This is a genomic window from Youngiibacter multivorans, from assembly GCF_017873395.1.
Classification (GTDB): Bacteria; Bacillota; Clostridia; order Clostridiales; family Clostridiaceae; genus Youngiibacter; species Youngiibacter multivorans.
Genome location: NZ_JAGGKC010000034.1, coordinates 12,642 through 36,665, shown reverse-complemented (window position 1 = coordinate 36,665; position 24,024 = coordinate 12,642). Strand labels below are relative to the sequence as shown.

Sequence of the window (24,024 nt, the reverse complement as noted above, 5' to 3'; positions counted from 1 at the left end):
TGCCTTTCTTGTCCTGGATCAGCACACTTTCATTGTATTGCTATGGGTCTCCTTTTTCAAAGTTCAGGTTTTTTCATTACAGGAATGCTCCTTAAATAAAAAAGCCGATGGTTCCGGATCAGAGATCACAGAAGTCATCAGCACAAAATGCGGTTCTGGCATCAGCCAAGGGAGACGTTCATTCCCCTGTAGAAATATTAGCATGGCAACCGGTGTGTATGCAATGTTAATTTCAGTGTTCCATTCGTTAATTTTCGGAAAACAATATGGTAATTAATACCATATAGGTTGTGTCCTATGTATAATGGAAAGAACAGTAAATGTTGCAAATTTTGGAGGTACTTATGGAAAAAGATTTTAATGAGATGAGATACAGGGATCTTCCCCCTGATGAGAAGAAAGAGAGGCTAAAGGAAATATTCAGTGTGTTCCTGAAGCTTGGGGTAACTGCATTCGGAGGTCCTGCGGCACATACAGCCATGATGGACGAAGAGGTGGTAAAGAAGAGAAAATGGCTATCCCGTGAGAAATTCATGGACCTTATAGGTGCCACTAACCTTATCCCGGGACCTAACTCGACTGAGCTTGCGATTCATCTGGGATTTGACAGGGGAGGTCTTGCGGGACTGTTTATAGCAGGAATATCCTTCATACTTCCAGCCATGCTCATAGTACTCTTCTTCGCTTGGATGTATGTGTCATATGGCTCGCTTCCAGAGCTGACAGGTGCACTTTATGGGATCAAGGCTGTAATCATGGCTATAATACTCCAGGCGCTTTACAGGCTTGGAAAGTCGGTCATCAAGAGCCCACTCGCCGCTGTTTTCGTAGTTGTGGTTGTCGGGCTTTCACTGTATGGAGTGAAGGAGATTCCTCTCCTTCTGATGGCAGGAATTGCTATGCTCGTCATAAGGAACAGCAGTCTTTTAAAGGGAAAGCTTTTCTCCCTGTGGTACATGCCGATGGCAGGGATTACAGCAGCTTTGCAAAAGCCACAGGGAAATATGGAGGTATCGGGTATATTTCTCACATTCCTTAAGATTGGCTCTGTACTCTATGGAAGTGGATATGTACTTATTGCATTCCTTCGGTCTGAATTCGTCGACAGGTTTGGTGTGATTACCAGCCAGCAGCTGCTTGATGCGGTTGCTGTTGGGCAGTTCACTCCGGGTCCGGTGTTTACCACAGCCACATTCGTAGGATACCTTATACAGGGAATACCGGGTGCCATAGCCGGAACCATTGGTATATTCCTGCCATCGTTCCTTCTTGTTTGGCTGCTCAATCCTGTGATCCCGAAGCTGAGGTCTTCTAAAGTATTTTCTGCCATACTTGATGGAGTGAACATCGCTTCAATGGGTCTCATGGCTTCGGTTACTCTGAAGCTCGGAATGGAGTCCCTGGTGGACCCGCTAACAATAGCGCTTTTTGCTGCATCCTTTGCGGTGTTGATGAGGACAAAGCTAAATTCTGCATGGCTTATAGTTGCAGGCGGTCTAATTGGATACGCTGCACAGCTGATATAGGAGACGATTATGGAACTTAATGAGGTCATGGAATATCTGAAGTCAAAGGGAAATGCAGCAACGAAGAAGATATATATCTCCCACGGCGCGAAGGAGCCTCTGTTTGGTGTGAAGACAGGAGACCTGAAGGAAATCATCAGGAAGACGAAAAAGGACCATGAGCTTGCTCTAAAGCTATATGACTCAGGCAACTCTGATGCCATGTATCTTGCTGGTCAAATTGCTGATGCTTCGAAGATGGATATGGAGACTCTGGACTTGTGGGTTTCTATGGCATACTGGAGCATGCTGTCTGAAAGGTGTGTGCCTGTGGTTGCAGCAAAGTCAGATTTAGGCCTTGATGCTGCAAGGAAGTGGATAAGAAGCGATGACGAGATGACTGCATGCGCAGGTTATGGGACACTTTCTACCATGTTCTCATTCATGGAGGATGAAGCCTTTGACCTGGATGAGATAAGGAAAATAGTGGATGATGCCGCAGAAAGGATACAGGATGAAGGTGTGCATCTTCAGAATGCAATGAAGAACTTCCTGGTTCTCACAGGACTTTATGTAGCACCACTCTATGATTATGTCATGGAAGCCAGTGAGAATATTGGAAAGATAAAGCCGGCAATAGCTGAAAACAACTGCAATATTCAGACTGTAACTGATTATCTCGTAAGGTATAAGGATAGAGTAGGGAAGAAGATCAAGAAAATGGAAAGATGAAAGGAGCCCATGGCGTGTGCCATGGGCTCCTGATATTCTATCCCAGCTTCATGTCTCCAGGTTTTATAAGGCCTTTCTTCCTCATTATCTCGGAAAAGATCAGCGTAAGTATTGCCGGTAGTATAAAGTGCAAGAGGGCAATGAGCATCAGCGTCCTAGAGCTTGACCCCATGGCATCGATTGTTGCAAACTGTCCGACAAGCCCTGAAGTTCCCATGCCTGCACCAAGTTTCGTTCCCTCCATCTTGAATACATAGCTTGCCACCGGCCCCAGTATTGCCGCTGACAGTGTTGGGGGTATCCATATCTTCGGATTCTTTATTATGTTCGGGATCTGAAGCATTGATGTGCCCAATCCCTGGGATATGAGGCCGCCTACGCCGTTTTCCCTGAATGAGGCTACTGCAAATCCTACCATCTGGCAGGCACAGCCTACGGTGCTTGCTCCTGCCGCTATGCCAGATAGACCTAGCGAGACTGCAAGGGCTGCTGAGCTGATAGGAAGCGTGAGGACTATTCCCATTATTGTCGATACCAGTATTCCCATGGGTATGGGTTGGAGCTCTGTAGCAAGATTTACGAGATTGCCAACGAAGGTCATGAATGTCGCTATGTAGGGAGCGATATAGTTTCCGATAAGTCCTCCAGCTACAATTACTGAGAGGGGTACAAGGACTATGTCCACCTTAGTCTTGCCTGCTATCCTCTTTGAAAGCTCTGCTCCTGCAAGAGCTGCAACGAATGCACCTACAGGTTCACCTATCCTTATGAGGGCTGCTCCATCTACGAATCGTACAGTTCCTGCGCCTATTGCGCCGGTTACTGCAGAAGCGAAGATTCCCAACGGTGGAGCGCCTACACTGTATGCAACAGCTACACCTATTGCCGGACCCATGAGGTCTTGAGCGATGGTTCCGAAATTGACCATGAAAGCTATTCCCAGTATCTTGCCGATCTGGGAGACTATTAGTCCAATTAGAAGAGATGAAAAGAGCCCGAGGGCCATCCCGTTCAATACCTTAACCAGGTATCCCCTGATATCTGGAATCTTCTTAGTCTTTGCCATAAGATCCTCCTTGTGCCTTGCAGGCGAGTGATTCCCTATGGGTTAAGGATATTTTATTTTTAATGGAATATCAATGGGATTTATTTTCAAATAAAAACAGCTGAGATGAATTCTTTATGCTTATCATAACCACATCGGTCCTGATAGTAGGAATTCATCCCAGCCTTGGTATGGTATTTAGTGTACTAATCAATGTACACTCCTTTCTTTTCGGTTACCTCTGTTGCAAGTTCTGAGCGTTCAACACCTATGACAACTTGTGCCTTTTGTTATCTCAGGAGGTGCAGTTTTGGTTAACCATTGAAGATGTCCTGCTACAGTATCTTGAATCTTCTGTGCATTTGCAACATACTTGCTTTCTCAAGGTTCGTATGTCTAACACGTGCGGTATTGGGTAGGTCTTGATGGTTTAGGTCATCTTGTCTTGATGGTTAAATAACACTTTCTTGATGGTTTTTGGTCATCTTGTAATAGTGGTTTAGTCATCTTGGTTTGATGGTCTTGATCATCTGGTTTGGTTTGGTTAGTTGGTTGGTTTAGTTGGTTGGTTGGTTTGGTTAGTCTTACCGCAGGTTTTTCAATGCCAGCCATTTCAAAATGTTTATTCTCGAATTGTATTAGAACTTCTTCTTGTATGTATTATATGATATGCGGGATTCCAGGGCAAATGATGAATTAACTGAAAAATCAGATAACGAGCATGTGGCTTTCTGATACTTCCTCAAACTTGCTCTTGCTCGCTAATGCTCCATTTTTCGTTGTGCATATTTTTGTCAATCATATATATTTTTAGGTATATCAGGTGCAGTTTTGGTCGAACTTGAAGTGCATGTTTTACCGTAAGGTGAGTATAGTTATATAAAATATGAGTTGATGAAAACTGGATATAATATAGTACCTAAGATAATTGGAAGTCTGTTAATCTGATAATTGTAACAACTGATAAGCATCAGTATCAGCATCTTTGTATCTAGATTAAGCATTATGGCTATCCCAAACCGAGGGTTGTTGTTGGGATGTTGTTTTGAACTTAGATGGGATTTTAAAATGAAATTTCTCGTGATATTTTCATTACAATCAAAATTTATATTTTCTTATTTTAATATTTACTGTATATTTAAAATAAGATGCAAGGAGAGGTGTTGTAATTGCAAAAATATAAGGCTTTGAGGATTATAAACTATGATAGTCCAGCTTTAATGGAACAGGAGTACCAAAGAAGAATTAATGATTATTGCACATATAAAACAGGAATTTCAATCAATCCACTGCAGCGAGGATTAAGACTTTCAAAGTCATATGAGATTTTTGTAGTCAATAATAACGAGCTGGATATGCTGCAAGAAAAAATCGAAGAGAACACTTCGAAAATAAACAGCATCTTGTCAAAACTGCCGGTTGCTGCTCAAGAACGCTATTTTCTTAAGGTTCTGCTTGATGAAATAATGAGTACGAATGAAATTGAAGGGGTGCTAAGCACAAAACGTGAGATAGAGGATGCTATTTCGACAGTAACGCTGAAAAGTCATGAACACGCTCGTTTTAAGGGGATCGCGAACTCATATCATTCACTTTTTTATAAGCCCTTTTCACCCATTAAAAATGTCTCAGACATAAGGAAAATATATGATGAGATGTTGGCTGAAGAGATATCGGAATCGAATATGCCTGATGGAGAAATGTTCAGGACCAAAGAAGTATATATCCATAATAATTCGCTTGAAATACTGCACAGAGGGAATCCAGATGAGGCATCGATAGTAAAGGGACTTCAGGAATTCATTGAAATCTTGAATTCGGAAGACTATCCCTACCTTATTAAAATTATGGTTGCACATTACTATTTTGAATATATTCATCCGTTCTATGATGGAAACGGTAGAATTGGTCGCTACATAACCTGCAAGTACATGGCTGCAAAACTTGACTCATTAACTGCGATAAGCTTCTCACATATGGTCAACAGCTTTAAAAAGAAATACTATGAAGCCTTCACCGAGACATCTGAACCAAACAATAGAGGTGAGGGCACAATGCTTGTTTTTCAAATGCTTAAGATCGTCCATCAGGGTCAATTAAAGCTAATGGAGGAGTTGAATGGAAGCATTGAGCTATTGGAAAAAGTAAATAGTCTAATGAGTAGGATGGATTTTGACTCAGCTTTGGAGAAGGAAGTCTTGCACATGCTTTGCCAATCATGGGTCTTCCGGTCAACAACAATAGATATTGAAATCCAGAAGATGTTGAATATAACAAGGTTCAAATTTGGTAAGGCAATGGATGGCCTTATAAACAAAGGTTATGCGGAAAAAACGAAAAGCAGGCCGAGCATTCACAGAATTAGCAGAGAGTTCGAAAAAGAAATAGTTGATTCAAAATAATATATAATTAGTATATCAAGGACGCGCTAATTTTCATTTTGACAGGGTCATGTGAGAGTTAGCCGGTAGACCGGCATGGCATGACAGAATTTTCATGTTGACTCAAAAGCCTATTGACACCCGACCTGTTAAAAAATATACTTGTAGTTGCGGTCAAAATCATTGGACTGCAGGCAATAATAGTATATTCGGAGGATTTATGGAAGACAGGATTCAGAAGGTAAAAGTGGTAGTAGCAGATCCATCGGCGTTGGGACTTTTCGGGCTTGCCATGGTAACATTGGTAGCGTCATCGCAGAAGCTTGGGCTTACTCATGGCACGTCGCTGGTAATTCCATGGGCGATATTCCTGGGCGCATGCGCACAGCTTTATGCAAGCATCATGGATGGCAAGCACAACAACACATTCGGTATGACAGCGTTCGGAGGATATGCGTTCTTCTGGCTTGGAGTGGCAATGACCTGGCTCGTACAGGCTGGATTCTTCGGTGAAGCACTTAAGGCTGCAGCAGATCCGAGACAGCTTGGCGTTGCATTCCTTGGATATCTCATTTTCTCTGTCTTTATGACGGTAGGTGCCATGGAGACCCACAAGGTCCTGTTCACCATATTCTGCCTCATAGACCTCCTTTTCATAGGGCTTACACTATCATCATTCGGAATCATGCACGAGTTCACACACGGACTTGCTGCATGGTCAGAGCTTGGAATAGCGCTGCTTTCCTTCTACGGAGCTGCAGCTGCGGTTCTCAACGTGCATTTCGGAAAGCTGGTTCTCCCAGTAGGAAAGCCTTTCGGAATATTCAAATAGCATCTGAATAACAGGCATTTATTTACAGCTCAGCTTTACCCTGAGCTGTATTTCATTTGCAGGAATCTCGGATTATCTTGAAGGTTAGATCAGATTATAAATATTTGCTCTATGAAAAATATTACTTAAACCCTGTTGCAGTGATATTTTCCAGAACTTGTCTTTTGGGAAATATGGATATTAAGTTTGTAAGCAGACTTCAATTTATAGTCAGCAGAGGATAGCAAGTTCTTTGTGTTGGCCGATTGTAAAGTAATCCTTGAATATAGCAGGTACCTGTTGTATTATTTAGAAAATAGACAGGTACCTGTCAAATAAAAAAGGAATGAAATTTATGAATCAGGAAGCAATGCTTGCTTCACTTGACCGGGTGATGAGACTTCTGCGCCGCCGAAATACTGGTAGGACACATATGGGGCGGGGGGTATATAGAATGCTGAATATCATCCAATCTAATGAGGGGATTTCAACAAGAGAACTTGCCGAGCAGTTGGATTTAAGACCATCATCACTAAATGAGAAGCTTGCAGAGCTGGAGCATGACCAGCTGCTTCTGCGTGTGAGGAGTCCGCTTGACCAGCGTGTATTCATAGTACAGCTGCAGCCAAAGTGCATAGCTCAGCTGGAAGCGATCCGTGAGGACAGGAAACGCTTCAATGAAGCAATCGGGGAAATACTTACTGTAGAAGAGGCTGAGACTTTTACACAGCTGGCTGAGAAGCTCTCTGACGGACTAGAGCAGATAACATTTCCTGAAAATCCGGAAAATAGTAAACATAATCACGGGAGTGACAGAAGATGGAGATGAATAAAGGGGGAGGTTTTGGCCGCGGGAGCCGTGGATTCCTTACCGAACAGGAGAAAGCAAACAGGCCGAAAGTCACAGGAAAACTTCTGAGGCGTATAGGGTCATATCTTATTCCATACTGGAAGCAGATGGTGCTTGTGCTGGTGGCGATACTGCTTTCCTCCATTTTGGGAATCGTACCGTCAATACTTGCAGGAAGGATCATAGACGATGGACTTATAGGACGCAATCTGAATTCGCTAATTTCTCTGACCTTTCTTTCACTCCTGGTGACTCTCGGTGCAAACCTGATTGGAGTGCTTGAGAGCTATCTTAACACCTGGATTGCCCAGCATATAACCTTTGACATGCGGAACAAGATGTTCAGGCATCTTCAGTCAATGTCGCACCGGTTCTTCACAACGAATAACCAGGGTGACATCATAACCCGCATGACCAGCGATATATCAGGCGTCCAGCAGATTATAACAAATACTCTCACAAGCATACTTGCAAACTCCATAACGCTGATAGCTGCCACTGTGGCCATGTACAGAAAGAACTGGATTCTCGCTACAGTAGGGATATTGATCGTGCCGCTTTTCACGATTCCTACCAAAAGGGTGGGAAAGGCCAGGTGGACGCTTACAAGGGAAGCTCAGGCCTGCAACGATGAAATCAATGGCATTCTCAATGAGACTCTTTCAGTCAGCGGCCAGATGCTGGTGAAGCTCTTCAGCATGGAGAGCCATGAATATAAACGCTATGAAGCTGCAAACCATCGGATGATCGGGATGAATATCCGGGAAAACATGGCCGGCAGATGGTTCCGACTGGTTTTAAGGACCTTTTCAAGCATTGGCCCGATGCTCATATATCTCATTGGAGGTATTCTTATGATGCGGTATGATGCTGATTTGACTGTGGGTGACATTACAGTACTCGTAGCACTTCTGGGAAGGATGTATTCTCCTGTCAATTCGCTGCTTAACATCCAGGTTGACTGGATAAGGTCTATGGCACTTTTTACAAGGATATTTGACTATTTTGACATGCCGGTGGAAATAAAGAATTCTCCTGATGCCATCATTCCTGATAGATCTGAAGGCAACATTACCTTTTCACATGTAAGCTTCGAGTATGAACCGGAACGCCCGATACTTAAGGATATCTCATTCTCCCTTGAGAGCGGGAAGAGCATAGCGATAGTCGGGCCGTCCGGTGCAGGCAAGAGCACAATCATAAACCTTATACCACGAATATTTGATGCTACAGAAGGCGTAGTCAGCTTTGACGGGATTGATGTGAGGAAATTGGACCTTGGCTTCCTCAGGAGCAATGTTGGCGTTGTGACGCAGGACACCTACCTCTTCAACGGCACAGTAAGGGACAATCTACTATATGCTAAGCCGGATGCAACACTTGATGAGCTAAAAGAGGCATGCAGAAAGGCTAACATACATGACTTCATTGAAGCTCAGCCTGATGGCTATGATACAATTGTCGGCAACAGGGGGCTGAAGCTCTCAGGTGGAGAAAAGCAGCGAATATCCATAGCGAGAGTGCTTTTAAAAAATCCTTCAGTGCTCATTTTCGATGAAGCAACCTCTTCCCTTGACTCAATATCGGAGAACCTGATTCAGCAGGCCATTGAACCTCTGATTGCATCACACACCAGCATAATCATTGCTCACCGCCTTTCCACGATCCTTGCAGCAGATGAGATACTTGTATTGAGTGATGGAAAAATAGCTGAGAGAGGCGTGCACAATGACCTTATTGAAGCCGGCGGGCTATATGCGGAGCTATATGAAACGCAGTTCCGTCTTGTGCCTGATGCGGCAGGCAAACAATAAGTAACAAGGGGCAGACAGCTGATTTTTCAGTTGCCTGCCCCTTAAGCTTTCCAGGCAATATTCAGGATTTCCTTTCGCATTCCTTATGGATTCTGTTCGTTATGTTAATAATCACCTGATAATGATTATAATAATCATCAGATGTATATTTAATTAGCATAATAGCAGGATGTGTTTCATGCTTGTTGAAAACCAAACCACCGAGTTCAAACGAGAAGTTACTGACAATACCAAGAAGACAGTCATTTCCATAAAAAACACTGATTGAGAGAAGCCTCTTAGCTGCAAATACCTGTGCTATAAGCTTAAAGAAACAAAATGATTTAAATGACCGTGTCAGGGAAATATCAGCCTGACACGGTCTGATTCTTATCCTGTAAATTTGATGGATATTGTGTTTTTTTGGGTTCGGAATGTACCTTTATTGAACTTTTCAGGCTGTAACTACCATGATAATGATGAAAAGTTAACAATTTATTATTTTTTGTGAAATAGGTTAAGATTAGAATAAAAGGAGGAGTTTTATTCCCGGAAAATATTGATTTTCCAAGTGTTTACGGTATTTTAAACATGGTATTTCAAACTACATTCAAGTTTTTTGTTAAAAGTTAAACTTGTAAACGTTGTACAATTCTTGGGCAACTTGATATCTTCGATTGACAGGAATATAATTAACTATTGACAAAGGAGTCTTTATGGACAAATCGTTGAAATCAATGGCTTTAAGAGTATTGTGGATCAATATGGCAGTGTCCTCCGTTGCAGCAATCATCATTGGCTTTTTTGCCGGATATCGGATGGGGCTGGTTTTTTTAATTGGAAGCATTGTGTCTTCAGTTAATTTCAGCCTGTCTGCCTTCGTTGCCAGCTTTTCGGTGACTGGAAGGATATCCGGACTTTGGGGAGGTCTGTCGACATTTGCAAGGATCCTTGCGGTGGCTCTTATTGGAGGTCTCCTGTTCAGGATGGACAGGATGTATGTCCTGGCGTATATGGGCGGTTTCATAATGAACTTTGTCGCGCTAATCATCTACTCGTTAAAAATAAAGGATGAAAGGGAGTGATTCAATGGTTGAATTCTTGACCGCAGAACCGATTCTGGAGTTCGAACTGGCAGGTATTGGCATTGCACTAACTCAGCCGATGATTGTTACCACGGCTATTGTGCTTATTTCCATGCTGGTCGTGTATTTTCTGACGCGTGACCTTAAGGTCATACCCGAGAAAAAGAAGCAGGTAATCATGGAAGCCGCCTACAACTTCATATACGGACTCGTAAGCGACAACATGGGTGAGAAGTTCATGTCTTTCGTGCCTTTCATCGGCTCGATAATCATGTTCCTCATACTGGTGAACTTCGTCGGACTCATAGGGATACAACCACCGACCACCAGCTTCTCGACAACACTCGGATTAGGACTTACGTCATTTGTTGTCGTGCAGGCTACTGCAATAAGGAATGGAGGACTTGGCAACTATATCAAGTCATACTTCAAGCCGTATCCGTTCCTGTTCCCGATTACTCTCCTTGACAGGCTGCTGCTTCCTGTATCGCTAAGCTTAAGGCTTTTTGGTAACGTGGTAGCTGCAACGACAGTAATGTCACTGATCTATGGAGCACTGCATGAGCTGAATTTCTTTGCTCAGCTTCTCATACCTATACCATTTCATATGTACTTCGACATTTTCGACGGCCTGATTCAGGCAGTCATATTCACATTCCTCACTATGGTACAGATTAAGATAGTGAGCGACGAAGCAACAGGCCATCACGAATAAATTTTTGGAGGAATCTTAAGTATGGATAATTTAGCATTGGCAATGTCAGCACTCGGAGCCGCAATTGCGGTACTTGCAGGACTTGGAGCAGGAGTCTCAACAGGACTTTCTACAGGAAAGGCCGTTGAAGCCGTATCAAGGCAGCCTGAAGCAAGCTCAAAGATCATATCGGTACTAGTCATAGGTAACGCCTTCGCGGAGGCAACTGCCATATACGGACTGCTTGTGTCGATACTTCTCATATTCATAGGAGTGGCGTAGCATAAGGAGCTTTACGGGAGGCGATTAAATGAGCATACACTTGTCTGAGGTAATCGCGGCAGTTATAAATCTTGTGATATTCTACTTCTTCATGAAGAAGTTCTTTTTCAAGAAACTGGAAGCTGTCATTACCGAGAGAAACAACATGATAAGGAAAAGCCTCGACCAGGCGGAAGCCGATAAGCTTGAGGCTGCAAAGACATTTGAGATAGCAAAGATCGAGGCTGAAAAGGCCAAGGAAACCGGAAAGGGCATAATCAAGGACTTCAAGACCAGGGCTGAGAACCTCTACGATGAAATCGTGGATGAGGCAAGGCAGGAAGGCAAGCTCATCGTAAAGAGAGCTGAAATGGACGCCGACAGGGAGCTTGAGAATGCAAGGAAGGAAATGAGGGAAGAGGTCGTAGGCCTCGCAACCATCCTTTCAAAGAAGGTCCTCGGAGAGGAGATCACGGAGGAGGTCCACGAGAGGCTCGTGGATGAAGTCATACAGAAGGTTGGTGTATAAGCATGTACGAATACCTTGACAGAAGATATGCACAGGCCCTCTATGATGTGGCCAGGCAGAAGGACTCCGTTGATAAGTATATAAAAGACCTTGAAGAGATCGACGAGATGATACACAGTAACCCTGATATTGAGGGAGTAGTCAAGCATCCTGAGATACCCACAAAGGAGAAGAAGAAGTTCTTCATAAACATCCTTAAGGGTAAGGTTGATGAGGACCTCCTTACTTTCATACTGCTTCTCATCGAAAAGGACAGGATACTGTTCCTTAAGGAGAAGATCAGGGAGCTCAAGAAGATAGACCTTGAGAACAAGAACATAAAGATAGCTACTATAACAGTGGCGAAGCCAATTACCGAAAGACAGAAGGCCGAGCTTATTGAGAAGCTGCAGAACAAGTACAATGTTAAGATAATCCTTGATGAGATAGTCGACGAATCTATAATCGGCGGCATGGTCATAAGGATAGGAGACAGTCTGATGGACGGTTCCATAAGGAAAAAGATGGAAGAAGTCAAGTCAGCTCTCCTCAAAAGATTGAGGTGATGACATGAAGATAAAGCCGGAAGAGGTAACCTCCATTATACGTCAGGAAATTGAACGGTTTGAAAAGAAGATGGAGACGGTTAACTCCGGAACGATAGTTCAGGTAGGTGACGGAATTGCCAGGGTATACGGACTCGAAGACTGCATGGAGGGTGAACTCCTTGAGTTTCCGGGTGGAGTCAAGGGCATGGCCCTTAACCTCGACTTTGACAATGTCGGATGCGTTCTCCTGGGAGCCTATGAAGACATCAAGGAAGGCGATATTGTCAGGAAGACAGACAAGATAGTTGAGGTTCCTGTGGGTGAAAACCTGATAGGCAGGGTCGTCAATTCACTTGGAGAGCCCATAGATGGAAAAGGTGAGATTATCGCCAAGGCCTATATGCCGATCGAAGTCCAGGCACCTGGAGTAATCGACAGAAAGTCTGTTACTGTTCCTATGGAGACAGGAATAAAGGCCATTGATTCCATGGTTCCGATAGGACGCGGACAGAGGGAGCTTATCATAGGTGACAGGCAGACCGGAAAGACTGCAATCGCTATTGATACGATCCTCAACCAGAAGGGCAAGAATGTCATATGCGTATATGTCGCAATAGGACAGAAGCAGTCAACAGTAGCCAGCATATACAGCATGCTGACGAAGGCTGGTGCAATGGACTATTCGATAATTGTATCATCATCTGCTTCAGATTCCGCTCCGCTTCAGTACATAGCTCCATATGCGGGCTGTACCATGGCAGAGTATTTCATGAACAAGGGCAAGGATGTACTGATTGTATATGATGACCTGTCGAAGCATGCGGTAGCCTACAGGGCCATGTCTCTGCTTCTTCGAAGACCGCCCGGCAGAGAGGCTTATCCGGGAGACGTATTCTATATCCACTCAAGGCTTCTTGAGAGAGCTGCAAGGCTTTCAGATGAGCTTGGAGGCGGATCGATTACAGCGCTTCCGATAATAGAGACTCTTGGCGGTGACGTTACGTCATACATACCGACAAACGTAATTTCCATAACCGACGGACAGATATTCCTCGAATCGGACCTTTTCTATAATGGTATAAGGCCAGCGATAAATCCCGGAATATCAGTATCAAGGGTTGGAGGATCTGCTCAGACAAAGGCAATGAAGAAGGTATCAGGCAAGCTCAGGCTTGAACTGGCACAGTACAGGGAGCTTCTTTCATTCTCGCAGTTCGGAATCGAGCTCGATACTGAAGCCTCAGGAAGGCTTGCGAAGGGTGAAAGGCTATATGAGATCCTGAAGCAGCCGCAGTACAGCCCTATCAAGTATGAGAAGGAAGTACTGATCCTGTATGCTGCAATCAACGACAAGCTGAACGACATCGCGGTAAAGGACATCAAGCAGTTTGAGATTGAATTCTTTGAATATATGGATACATACCACAGGGAAATAGCAGACTCGATAAGAAAAACCGGAGATCTCAGGAGCGATGTCATGGCTTCGCTTGATGAGGCCATAGAAGACTTCAAAGCAAGCTATTTCAAGTAGACTGGAGGGATAAGAATGGCCGGTGCTAACATGATTTCCTTGCTGAAAAGGGCAAAGTCGGTAAGGAACATTAAAAAAATGACAAAGGCTATGGGACTTGTCGCCACCTCCAAATTCCAGAAGTGCAAGGTCTATCTTTTCGCAAGCGACAAGCAGTTTGCAGCAATCAGCGGAATCAAGGATGATGTGGCCAGGGCTGACAAATCGGAAGGCGGCATATTCCTCGGCAACGGTGGTAAGGAGAGGACTCTTTACGTCGTGCTGAACTCTACCAAGGGTCTTTGCGGAGGCTACAACAATAACATGTTCTTTGCACTTATAGACAGGCTTAGAGAAAGAGGGGACCATCCAATGATCCTCACGACTGGAGGCAAAGGACTGTCTATCCTTAAGAAGCTGCACATGGACCTTGAAATCGACTCTATGAGCACCAAGGATGTACCTGATCCTGAAGAAGCCCAGAGGTTTGCTGAGAGGATTCTTGAGATTTACGCAAAAGGCGAGGTCAATGAGGTCTGTCTGGTGTATACCAGATACATGTCGCAGGTAAGGAACGAGGTTTCAATAGAGAGGGTGCTTCCATTCGAAGGAAGGGAAGAGGGCTGGGAGCTAAGGGATACTGAGTTCCAGTTCGAGCCTGGCATTGAAGAGCTTAAGGACACGGTCTATTCCCTGTACTTAAGGGAAAAGTTCTACAATGTGCTTGTACACGCCAAGGTGACTGAACACTCGATGAGAATGGGTGCCATGGATACTGCGAGAAAGAATGCCGATGAGCTTCTGATCAAGGTTGAGAAGCAGTACAACAGGATGAGGCAGCAGACCATAACCCAGGAGCTCACTGAGATCATCGGTGGAGCCGAGGCTCAATTATAGGAGGATCAAATGGCTGACAATATTGGAAAAATCGTGAGGGTCATTGGACCCGTAATCGACATTCAGTTCAAATATGACCATCTTCCGAGGATCAACAACGCCCTTGAAATCAAGGCGGAAAACGGAAGGCTCGTATACTGTGAAGTCGAGCAGCATACTGGTGATGACATAGTCAGAGCCATAGCTATGGAGCCGACTGAAGGCCTCAAGAGAGGTATGGAGGTTTACGACATCGGTGCGCCTATCACCGTGCCTGTGGGCAAGGAAGTCCTTGGACGACTATTCAACGTCCTTGGTCATCCGATAGACAACAAGGGTGAGGTTTTCGCTGAGAAATACTACCCGATACACAGACCTGCCCCGACTTTCGAGCAGCAGAGCCTTGATACAGAGATGTTCGAGACCGGAATCAAGGTCATCGACCTTCTTGCACCATATCAGAAGGGTGGAAAGATCGGACTCTTCGGCGGTGCCGGAGTTGGCAAGACTGTCCTCATACAGGAGCTCATCAACAACATCGCGAAGGAGTCCGGCGGACTTTCAGTATTCGCTGGAGTTGGAGAGAGAAGCAGGGAAGGCAACGACCTTTACAGGGAAATGCAGGAATCAGGCGTCATAGACAATACAGTACTTGTATTCGGACAGATGAACGAACCGCCCGGTGCAAGAATGAGGGTCGCACTTACAGGACTCACAATGGCTGAGTACTTCAGGGACCAGGGCCAGGACGTGCTTCTGTTCATCGACAACATATTCAGATACACCCAAGCAGGCTCTGAGGTTTCGGCTCTGCTTGGAAGAATACCATCAGCGGTCGGATACCAGCCAACGCTGGCGACTGAAATGGGTGCGCTGCAGGAGAGGATAACCTCGACCAAGAGAGCCGCCATAACATCAGTCCAGGCAGTATACGTGCCTGCAGATGACCTTACTGACCCGGCACCGGCAACGACATTCACTCACCTTGATGCTACAACAGTACTATCAAGGAACATAGTCGAGCTTGGCATATATCCAGCGGTAGATCCTTTAACATCAAGCTCCAGGATACTGGATCCGAGGATTGTAGGAGAAGAGCACTATGAGGTTGCGACAGAGGTTGTAAGGATTCTCCAGAGATACAAGGAGCTCCAGGACATCATCGCCATACTCGGTATGGATGAGCTTCCGGATGAAGACAAGGCCGTGGTAAACAGGGCAAGAAGGATCCAGAGGTTCCTTTCACAGCCGTTCACCGTTGCTGAGCAGTTCACAGGAATGAAGGGCAAGTTCGTCAAGGTTAAGGACACCATAAGAAGCTTCAAGGAGATACTTGAAGGCAAGCATGATAATCTTCCGGAATCCGCATTCCTTTTCGCGGGAGCCATAGAGGATGTCATCGCGAATGCTGAAGCAAGCAGAGCCTGATAGGAGGTAATCATGAAGACGTTCAAACTCAGGATAGTAACCTCCAGAGGAAGACTTGTTAAGACTGATGTGGAGAGCTTCAGCGGATATACCACTGAAGGATCGTTTCAGATACTTCCGGACCATAGTCCGATAATCGCCATCCTGAAAAATGCAGATTTCTCTTATTCCGAAAGCGGAGTAGTGAAGGGCATTCACCTGGAAGGCGGCATCATGAAATTCAAGGACAACAGATTAACCATAACCGCAACACGAGGTGCGGCGGTATAAGAACAAGGGTGGCAGTCATTTATTGGCTGCCACCCTTGTCCTATCTTTTCTTATTTATCTTATGGAAGATTCTTTCCTCTTCCTGAAGATCGCCTTCGAAAGGAAATAGTTCAGGATTACTATGATGATGCTTGCAGCAATCTTCACCAAAACATCGCTTATCCCGGCAAGCTCGACGAAGATGTACATTATGGCAAGCTCAAGCAAACCTGATGCACCTCTTGAGGCATAGAACTGGAATACCTGCCTAAGCAGGTCACTAAAATTCCCACCATGGCTTCTGAATACAAATCGCCTGTTGGTCACGAATGCGAATAGCACTGCCCCAAACCATGATACAGCTGTGTTTAGAATCACTCTGTCAGCTCCGAAATTGGTTCTGCATATGAAGTAGAGTATATAGTTAACTAGTGTGGTCAGGACACCTACTATGAGGTACATGACCTTTTCATTTTCAAGGATATGCCTTCTGTAATTTATGTCACTAAGTTTCAAGAGAAGTGTCCTCCGGGTTCTAAGTCGTTTGTAGAAATCAGCAGTCAGCTATGCTTATCTTAACCATCCTAAGTGCCTTAAGGACATCGCCATGGTCCACCTGATGGAAGCTTGAATAGTTTTCTCCGACTGACTTCACTCTTTTTGGAGCATCGATATAGACAAGTCTGTCTGCAATACCTGAGAACTCATCGACTGCTTCATTTGGAAGTACAGGAACAGCTAAAGTAATCGTTCCAGGATTCAGGGAACGAAGGTACTTGATAACGACTCTGGTCGTATATCCTTTGGCTATACCATCATCCACAAGGATTACATCCTTTCCTGCAAGATCAGGCAGTACAGCGAATTCTTCATAAATCGCGCTTCTTCTTTTAACCTCTTCCTTAGCTTCAAAGATAAGGCTGGCAATGTCACTTTCCTCTAGCCCCAGGTCCTTTGCGGCATCTGAATCGAGCTCGTATTCACCGTTTGGAGATACTGCGCCAATGAACTGGTCCGTAATTGCCGGAGCGGAAAGCTTTTTTGAAAGCACAACATAAAGCTCCATACCCAATGCTACCGCTATGGGAGCAGCTACTTCCGCACCGCCTCGTGGTATGGCGATAATAACCGGATTGGCAAGTTTCAGATCAAGTATCCTTGGCACTAGCAGCTTTCCTGCTGCCATCCTGTCTGTAAACATAAAAGCACCCCCTCATATGGCTTACCATAACGTTACCACATTATACCGAGATGCCTCAAACTTTTTTTTGAACAATCGGGAAACATTGGTTTAACATTTGGATTTGAAGCAAAAAATGAGTATTTCAAGAGATGAAATAGTGATGAAATCAGCTTCCCGATTAGTCTTCCTGTATTCAGATAAGTCCGGTGAAGGTATAATGATGGGGTAGCTAAGTGTCGTTGAAAGGAGCTGTTTTATTTGGATCATATCGAAGCATTGGAATATATCAGGGACTCATTGAAATTTGGAAGCATTCTTGGGCTGGACAGGATTGAAAGCCTTCTTGAGAGGATGGACAATCCCCACAGGAAGCTTAAATATGTACATGTTGCCGGAACAAATGGAAAGGGCTCAACCGTTGCATTCATAAGCTCAATACTTATGGCTGCAGGCTATAAGGTAGGAACATATACATCGCCGAGTATAGAGAAGTTCAATGAGAGAATAAGAGTTAACGGTGAGGACATAGAAAATGAAGCACTTGCCAGAATAACCTCTGATATCAAGGGACTTATAGACGACATGGAGTCAAAAGGCGAAGAGAACCCCACTGAATTCGAGATTACCACTGCACTTGCATTCCAGTACTTCATGGACAAGGAGTGTGACATAGTGGTCCTTGAAGTTGGACTCGGAGGAAGGCTTGATTCGACAAATGTAATTGATACACCGGAAGCCTGTGTCATAACTACCATAGACTACGACCATATGGAAATATTGGGTAATACCCTCGCACTGATAGCTTCAGAGAAGGCAGGTATAATTAAGTCAGGATCTGAAGTTGTCATGTATCCTCAGGCCAACGAAGCTGAAGAAGTAATATTAAGAAGGGCTGACAGTCTGGGAGCAAGGGTGAGGAAGGCTGATTTTGATTCAATACATATCCTCTCTTCAGATGTGTTCAGTCAGACCTTTAACTACAAGGGATTGCTTGCTCTGACCATAAGGCTTGCTGGACTCCATCAGACAAGAAATGCAGCTGTTGCGATTGAAGCAGCGCTTCTGTTATCTGAGAAGGGTTGGAAAATAGATGAGGAAGCAATAAGAAGGGGGCTTGATTCCGCGAGATGGCCGGGAAGGTTCGAGCTGCTTTGTGAGGAGCCAATATTCATAGCAGATGGAGCCCATAATTCACAGGGTGTAGCTATGCTAAGAAATAACCTGGAGCATCTTTTTCCTGATAAGAAGATAACATTCATAATGGGAGTTCTTGCAGACAAGGATTATGCTGAAATGGTAAATGAAGTGGCTCCCATAGCCCAGAGGTTCATAACAGTAGATGTTGATAATAAGAGGGCTCTGCCTTGTGAGGAGCTTGCAGAAATTATAGAAGAGCTTGAGATTGAAGCAATTGCCGCCCATGATGTCAATGCCGGTATAAAGCTTGCAATGCTGCTTGCAGGATGGGATGGGATAATATGTTCATTCGGATCTTTGTATTATGTTGGTAAGGTAAGGGAGTATTTTGGGAATAATTAGTAATACTGATACAGCAAGTTCAATTACTTCGTGATTGATTGTATCTAAAATAACCATTGATGAGAGCAACAATTTACATTAAGGCTCTTAGGTGTTTACTTGACAGTTTTGAGATATCAAGTATAGTTAAGTTATATAATTTGACAAATGACATTCGAGGAAGGTGCTTTATTTAAAAAATTGAAGTTTCTGTTCTGGGTTACCATTTTTTTGAACTCATTTTTATTGTTCCTGGTAGAACCGATGTTTGGCAGAATGATACTTCCAATAGCTGGAGGTTCAATGTCTAGCTGGAATGTTGCGTTAATGTGCTTCCAAGTCCTTCTATTAGGAGGATACATGTATACACACTACTTGCCTAAGCTGATTGGCTTTAAAACATACATGAAAGTACATATGATTCTGCTTATTTTCAGTGCCATCTTTTCATTTGTGTTTTTTAAGGTGAGAAACTTTACTGTAAACACAAATTCTCCATCCTGGGATGTAATCCGTATATTATTATCGACCATAGGTATTCCTTTTTTTGCAGTATCGACATCATCAACAAATTTTCAAAAATGGTACAGCCTTGACCAAAAGGAGAGCCCGTATCACTTATATTCATTAAGTAATTCCGGAAATCTAATAGCTTTGATTGGATACGGACTAGTTGTCGAGGTGGTTTTTGGACTGAAGAATCAGATGTTGCTCTGGAATATCCTATATAGTATTGCCGTCGCTATTGGTGTTTACATCGGGATTAATGTATATAGAAGCCTTGATGTTAGCAATTTTGTAGAAGTAAGTGAGCAAGTCGAATATGGTAAGAAGGAACCGATTGGTCTTAATAGAAAATTATACTGGCTACTATTATCTTTCATTCCATGCAGTTTGATGATTGCAACAAACTCGGTATTGGATAATGTTATCAATGTAAATCATATACACTACTTCTGGCTTTTGCCCTTGATCATATATTTAATAGCATATATTATTGCTTTCTCAAGAATAAAATTACTGGATATTCAAGTATATGAAAAGTTAGCATTCTGGTCTACTATTGTTGCATTAATGATTTTATTTACTAAGCTCAATATTTATGTTTACGTGGTATCCTTAATTGCATTATTTTTTATCAGTTTAGTCTGCAACTTGTATGTTGTAAAAGACATTCCTCATGAATCTAATTTAACCGAATTTTACATGTACATTTCTATAGGTGGTGCATTGGGAGGGGTCTTTGCTTCAATAATTGCTCCTCTTATATTTAATAACGTGTACGAGTTTCCGATTACTGCAGCTATGTTTCTGTTTTTAATTTATTTTGGTCATAAAAAGGACCTTATTGATAAGCTTTATATTGAGCCTTGGGAATGCACATTGCTTTTTATTGCAGGACTCAGTATTGTGATCTTGAAAGGGATGTCAGTTATATCAATTACTTTATTATTAGTATTAGCGACGCTATATCTTATTAGAAGACTGTTTACATATAGTAAAACAAGATTTATAAATTTGATTTTACTGATTGTCATTACATCTGTTTTCGATTATGCACTTTTACGAAATAATGAGTATATGGTTAGAAATTTCTATGGAGTAAAAACAATCATTAAAACAGACTACACTGACAAAGATGATGAGAAATTTGAACTTGTAAATCTGGTATACGGAAACACTTTGCATGGTTCACAATTCGAAAAGGGCAGCGAGTATGAGTTTGAAGCCCTGACATATTATGATAAGGAAGGTTCTACTGTTGGAAGATTTTTCACTTCGAACAACGACAATATTGATAATGTAGGAGTAGTTGGACTAGGAGTTGGAATCCTGAGTGCTTTGAGTGACGAAACACAATCATGGAAGTATTTCGAAATTGATCCTCAGGTAATAGAAATTGCACAGAACCCTTCATATTTTACTATGATGGAGAAACATAAGCATGAGGTGGTTTTAGGAGATGCAAGAATCACACTCGAAGCTGAAGAGGATAACTCATATGATGTGTTAGTGCTGGATGCTTACAGTGGAGATATAATTCCGGCAAGTCTATTAACAAAAGAAGCTGTGGAATTATACATGAGTAAGATCAAAGAAGATGGGATACTTTTCTTCCACACTTCAAATATGCAATTTGACCTAAGACCAGTCCTAAGCAAAGTTGCTGAGACACTTCAAGTTGATTGTTATGTTGATACAGAAAAATCCGAGGGAATAGTAATCACTTCTAGATCTGAATGGATAATGATGACGAATAATATGCAATTAGTGCCAGATGCATGGACTGAGATAGAAAGTTACCCAAATTTCGAAATTTGGACAGATGATAAATACAGCATATCAACCGTAATGAAAGACAATTGATAGCAGATAAAATTATTGATTTTGCATTTGAAGGGAGGTAAGTTATGAGACCGCTGAAGCTTCTATTGGCATTTGTAATCGCATTTGTCGCAGTATCTGTATGGATCTGGATGCCCAAGGACCTGGAAGGAAAGCTGCCTGAGAATCTTCCACAGGAAGCCGTTATTGCTGACGGGGTGATCGTTGAAAGCAAGGAAGCTCTGTTCGATAATGGCAAAGGATATATTATTGTCGTTAGGAGCAGCATGGGATTTGAGGATACGATGAAGGCTATAGAGGCTGAATTTGAATCAAAGAGCATTGAATATGAGATGAACGGACCATCGGGATCCACAGAGAGATTTGCTTCCTATGATGCGAATATTGGTGATAAACATGAAAGTATCGAGGTCGTAAGTAATTCCAATGGAGTCATTGTAAACCATGCGGTGCATATGCTTGGATGGTTCATAAAGTAGGAGAAGGCGAAGCAGCGCAATAAGCTATGGCTGCTTCGCCTTTTCCTTTTCTATCTTTGAAAGGTATCGGTACATGCTTGCATCTGACATGGATAGCCTTCTGGCAACTTTGCTGACAGAACCCTTTACCATGAAGACTCCCTTTTCTTCAAGCCGGCTTACTATATCCATTTTTTCAGTCTGATTCAGGCGGTCTGAAGGTACATGGCTTTTATCTGAAAAGTATTCGTTAATAACCATTTCAGTGAGGTCTTCAATGTCCTCGTAAAATGATTCTGGCTCCATATTCCTGGAATCCTTAACTGTATCAGTTACCTGTGAATCCATTGCTGCCTGAGGTATTCCACCCAGGGCAAACAGCATCCGGCTTATCTCCATGTAGCTTGAATCGTCAATGTTGATGCAGAGCATTCCTGAAAGCCTTCCGTTCTCCTTTATGAAATAGGTGGAAGACCTTAGGCGCTTCTTCTCCTTTGTACAGCCTGTATAGTCTGTAATGAAGTCGTTGTCCTTCCAGGTTTCTTCGTTTATGAACTTGATTGCCAGGTTCGTAAGTGGGGAGCCTTCCTTTCTGCCGCTGATGTGCCCGTTTGCTATAGCGGTTATGCAGTTCTTGCCGCTGCGTACATCCTGCAGGGCTATTTCGCAGTTTTTAGGAAGAACCTTTCCGAGAAATTCCACAAGGTTCTTGTATTCGGTCATTATGTCAGGCATAGTCTCACCTCGGTTTCTTATGATTTAAGGATATCATGTACTTTGAAACAGCTCAATCAGGAATGGGAAGAAATGATAATAATTTTTTAAAGTGATAAAAATTTATTGACTTAATGCTTGGTAAGAAACTACAATGTAGGCATGAGCGAAATTTTATAAAATTTCGAGGGAATTTCGAAAAAGATTCTCAAGTACTTCGATAAAAAAATGATTTTGGAGGAATGAAATGAAAAAGCAAGTAAGCACAACAAAAGCTCCTGCAGCTATCGGACCTTACTCACAGGGTGTTGTTTCTACTGAGACAAAGACTGTGTATGTATCAGGACAGCTTCCCATCGACCCTGCAACCGGAACAATGCCTGAGGATGTGGCAGCACAGACAAGGCAGTCGCTTCTAAACCTCAAGGCAATACTTGAGGAAGCAGGTTCATCTATGGAGAATGTTCTCAAGACTAATGTATACCTGAAGGACATGAATGAATTTGCGAAGATGAACGCTGTATATGCGGAGTTCTTCACAGAGCCATTCCCTGCAAGGGCGGCAGTCGAGGTTGCAAGGCTTCCTAAGGATGCTCTTGTAGAAATTGAGGCAGTAGCAATTACAAAGTAGCAAGGTATCATCGTTTGAGAGGCTGCTTATTGCAGCATGGCTGTACATTCTGGAATAAAGCGGATCATTGACTTTAAGCGGATGCTTCAGGCCTTACGGGACATGACTACAGTTCCGTAGAAGAGGATGCAAAAAGGGATTGGTCTGTAAAAGGGAGATTTATGAGACTTTCAGTTGGTAACACAATGCCTGATTTTGCAGTGAACACAATCTGCAAGGGCGATATAAGCATGAAGGAACTGGTCGGGGGAACCCCTACTGCAGTATATTTTCTGAGATATGCTGGCTGTACGCTATGTCAGCTGGACATGATCACAATACATGAGGAATACTCGAAGCTTGAGGAGGCTGGAGCTAAGGCACTTGTTGTAATCCAGTCACCTGCGGAGAAGCTTAAAGATTCTGCCTTTGCCTATGACGTCATCTGCGACCCTTCAATGGCTCTCTACAAGGAGCTTGAGATTGTTGCCGCTCCATCTGTCGATGTGCTGATCGGCGGCAAGACAATGGAGAAGATCGAGAAATCCAAAGCCAGGGGATATGTACATGGCGAATACGAGGGAGAAGAGCTTCAGCTGCCTGCAGTATTCATCGTGGGCAAGGACCTGAAGGTCATTTACTCAAGATATGCCAAGGACCTCAGTGACTTACCTGATATGGACGAAGTCTGTTCAGTGATAAGGCAAAACGCCTGAAAATGAGGAAATCCTGCCCTGCAGCTGCAAAGTTGCAGGGTATTTTCAATTTAAGCAAAAAATACCTGAATGTTTATTTCATGATGATATGGAAATTTCAACGAATTATTGCTAATGTAGTATTATGGACCTTAATATTTAAGGGCATGGATTATTTAAGGAAAAATAAAAATTCCGGCACATTAACAGATGTTAAGTTGCTT

24 protein-coding genes and 1 riboswitch are annotated in these 24,024 nt (G+C 43.2%); of the genes, 20 read left to right on the top strand and 4 right to left on the bottom strand.

The window, feature by feature from the left end:
- Window positions 1–121: 121 nt before the first annotated feature.
- Window positions 122–195, bottom strand: a riboswitch (Fluoride riboswitch).
- Between the two features lie 149 nt (window positions 196–344).
- Together J2Z34_RS15590 and J2Z34_RS15585 are read left to right on the top strand one after the other, a co-directional pair.
- Window positions 345–1,526, top strand: a complete 1,182-nt coding sequence (locus tag J2Z34_RS15590; protein ID WP_245250845.1) for a chromate transporter — start codon at window positions 345–347, stop codon at window positions 1,524–1,526.
- A gap of 9 nt (window positions 1,527–1,535) precedes the next feature.
- On the top strand, window positions 1,536–2,237 hold the full coding sequence (locus J2Z34_RS15585) for a DNA alkylation repair protein (protein ID WP_209460794.1): 702 nt from the start codon (window positions 1,536–1,538) through the stop codon (window positions 2,235–2,237).
- Between the two features lie 37 nt (window positions 2,238–2,274).
- Here the strand turns inward: J2Z34_RS15585 and J2Z34_RS15580 are convergent, their stop codons facing one another.
- Complete coding sequence (locus J2Z34_RS15580) at window positions 2,275–3,303, bottom strand: PTS sugar transporter subunit IIC (protein WP_209460793.1); 1,029 nt, start codon at window positions 3,301–3,303, stop codon at window positions 2,275–2,277.
- Between the two features lie 1,166 nt (window positions 3,304–4,469).
- Here J2Z34_RS15580 and J2Z34_RS15575 point away from each other — a divergent pair.
- The 13 genes from J2Z34_RS15575 to J2Z34_RS15515 all read left to right on the top strand — a co-directional run bounded on the left by J2Z34_RS15575 (window position 4,470) and on the right by J2Z34_RS15515 (window position 16,297).
- The gene (locus J2Z34_RS15575) at window positions 4,470–5,684 is read left to right on the top strand and encodes a Fic family protein (RefSeq protein WP_209460792.1); all 1,215 of its coding nucleotides are present in this window, start codon (window positions 4,470–4,472) and stop codon (window positions 5,682–5,684) included.
- A 199-nt stretch (window positions 5,685–5,883) separates the two neighbouring features.
- Window positions 5,884–6,495, top strand: a complete 612-nt coding sequence (locus J2Z34_RS15570; protein WP_023387938.1) for an acetate uptake transporter — start codon at window positions 5,884–5,886, stop codon at window positions 6,493–6,495.
- 433 nt (window positions 6,496–6,928) lie between these two features.
- Entirely contained in the window at window positions 6,929–7,303 is a 375-nt protein-coding gene (locus J2Z34_RS15565; RefSeq protein ID WP_209460791.1) for a MarR family winged helix-turn-helix transcriptional regulator, read from the top strand.
- A complete protein-coding gene (locus J2Z34_RS15560; RefSeq protein WP_209460796.1) occupies window positions 7,300–9,138 on the top strand; it encodes an ABC transporter ATP-binding protein in 1,839 nt (612 codons plus the stop codon). The genes J2Z34_RS15565 and J2Z34_RS15560 overlap by 4 nt, the downstream gene beginning before the upstream one ends.
- A gap of 695 nt (window positions 9,139–9,833) precedes the next feature.
- Window positions 9,834–10,202: a hypothetical protein gene (locus J2Z34_RS15555; protein ID WP_209460790.1), complete on the top strand. Its 369-nt coding sequence runs from the start codon at window positions 9,834–9,836 to the stop codon at window positions 10,200–10,202.
- Window positions 10,203–10,206: 4 nt separating this feature from the next.
- Complete coding sequence (locus tag J2Z34_RS15550; protein ID WP_209460789.1) at window positions 10,207–10,917, top strand: F0F1 ATP synthase subunit A; 711 nt, start codon at window positions 10,207–10,209, stop codon at window positions 10,915–10,917.
- A gap of 21 nt (window positions 10,918–10,938) precedes the next feature.
- Window positions 10,939–11,178 (top strand): ATP synthase F0 subunit C, encoded by a 240-nt coding sequence (atpE, locus tag J2Z34_RS15545; RefSeq protein ID WP_245250843.1) that lies wholly within the window; start codon window positions 10,939–10,941, stop codon window positions 11,176–11,178.
- A gap of 28 nt (window positions 11,179–11,206) precedes the next feature.
- A complete protein-coding gene (locus tag J2Z34_RS15540) occupies window positions 11,207–11,686 on the top strand; it encodes a F0F1 ATP synthase subunit B (RefSeq protein WP_209460788.1) in 480 nt (159 codons plus the stop codon).
- A gap of 2 nt (window positions 11,687–11,688) precedes the next feature.
- Window positions 11,689–12,231, top strand: a complete 543-nt coding sequence (locus tag J2Z34_RS15535; RefSeq protein WP_209460787.1) for a F0F1 ATP synthase subunit delta — start codon at window positions 11,689–11,691, stop codon at window positions 12,229–12,231.
- 4 nt (window positions 12,232–12,235) lie between these two features.
- Window positions 12,236–13,744 carry a F0F1 ATP synthase subunit alpha gene (gene atpA, locus J2Z34_RS15530; protein WP_209460786.1) on the top strand — a complete coding sequence of 503 codons (1,509 nt, stop codon included), beginning with the start codon at window positions 12,236–12,238 and terminating at the stop codon, window positions 13,742–13,744.
- Between the two features lie 15 nt (window positions 13,745–13,759).
- The gene (gene atpG / locus J2Z34_RS15525; RefSeq protein ID WP_209460785.1) at window positions 13,760–14,620 is read left to right on the top strand and encodes an ATP synthase F1 subunit gamma; all 861 of its coding nucleotides are present in this window, start codon (window positions 13,760–13,762) and stop codon (window positions 14,618–14,620) included.
- A 9-nt stretch (window positions 14,621–14,629) separates the two neighbouring features.
- On the top strand, window positions 14,630–16,027 hold the full coding sequence (atpD, locus tag J2Z34_RS15520; protein WP_209460784.1) for a F0F1 ATP synthase subunit beta: 1,398 nt from the start codon (window positions 14,630–14,632) through the stop codon (window positions 16,025–16,027).
- 12 nt (window positions 16,028–16,039) lie between these two features.
- Window positions 16,040–16,297 (top strand): F0F1 ATP synthase subunit delta/epsilon, encoded by a 258-nt coding sequence (locus J2Z34_RS15515; RefSeq protein WP_209460783.1) that lies wholly within the window; start codon window positions 16,040–16,042, stop codon window positions 16,295–16,297.
- A gap of 54 nt (window positions 16,298–16,351) precedes the next feature.
- Here J2Z34_RS15515 and J2Z34_RS15510 read toward each other — a convergent pair whose 3' ends face one another.
- Both J2Z34_RS15510 and J2Z34_RS15505 read right to left on the bottom strand, forming a co-directional pair.
- Entirely contained in the window at window positions 16,352–16,792 is a 441-nt protein-coding gene (locus tag J2Z34_RS15510; RefSeq protein ID WP_209460782.1) for a GtrA family protein, read from the bottom strand.
- Window positions 16,793–16,829: 37 nt separating this feature from the next.
- Window positions 16,830–17,477 carry a phosphoribosyltransferase gene (locus tag J2Z34_RS15505; protein WP_209460781.1) on the bottom strand — a complete coding sequence of 216 codons (648 nt, stop codon included), beginning with the start codon at window positions 17,475–17,477 and terminating at the stop codon, window positions 16,830–16,832.
- 240 nt (window positions 17,478–17,717) lie between these two features.
- Between J2Z34_RS15505 and J2Z34_RS15500 the strand changes: the two genes are divergently transcribed.
- From J2Z34_RS15500 to J2Z34_RS15490, 3 genes are all read left to right on the top strand, one after another.
- Window positions 17,718–18,998 (top strand): bifunctional folylpolyglutamate synthase/dihydrofolate synthase, encoded by a 1,281-nt coding sequence (locus tag J2Z34_RS15500; protein ID WP_209460780.1) that lies wholly within the window; start codon window positions 17,718–17,720, stop codon window positions 18,996–18,998.
- 147 nt (window positions 18,999–19,145) lie between these two features.
- Complete coding sequence (locus J2Z34_RS15495) at window positions 19,146–21,344, top strand: fused MFS/spermidine synthase (RefSeq protein WP_209460779.1); 2,199 nt, start codon at window positions 19,146–19,148, stop codon at window positions 21,342–21,344.
- A gap of 44 nt (window positions 21,345–21,388) precedes the next feature.
- Window positions 21,389–21,802 (top strand): hypothetical protein, encoded by a 414-nt coding sequence (locus J2Z34_RS15490; protein WP_209460778.1) that lies wholly within the window; start codon window positions 21,389–21,391, stop codon window positions 21,800–21,802.
- Between the two features lie 24 nt (window positions 21,803–21,826).
- Here J2Z34_RS15490 and J2Z34_RS15485 read toward each other — a convergent pair whose 3' ends face one another.
- Window positions 21,827–22,516 carry a helix-turn-helix transcriptional regulator gene (locus tag J2Z34_RS15485; protein ID WP_209460777.1) on the bottom strand — a complete coding sequence of 230 codons (690 nt, stop codon included), beginning with the start codon at window positions 22,514–22,516 and terminating at the stop codon, window positions 21,827–21,829.
- Window positions 22,517–22,742: 226 nt separating this feature from the next.
- Between J2Z34_RS15485 and J2Z34_RS15480 the strand changes: the two genes are divergently transcribed.
- Together J2Z34_RS15480 and J2Z34_RS15475 are read left to right on the top strand one after the other, a co-directional pair.
- Window positions 22,743–23,126, top strand: a complete 384-nt coding sequence (locus J2Z34_RS15480) for a RidA family protein (RefSeq protein ID WP_023387953.1) — start codon at window positions 22,743–22,745, stop codon at window positions 23,124–23,126.
- A 161-nt stretch (window positions 23,127–23,287) separates the two neighbouring features.
- On the top strand, window positions 23,288–23,821 hold the full coding sequence (locus J2Z34_RS15475; RefSeq protein ID WP_209460776.1) for a peroxiredoxin-like family protein: 534 nt from the start codon (window positions 23,288–23,290) through the stop codon (window positions 23,819–23,821).
- Window positions 23,822–24,024: the final 203 nt, after the last annotated feature.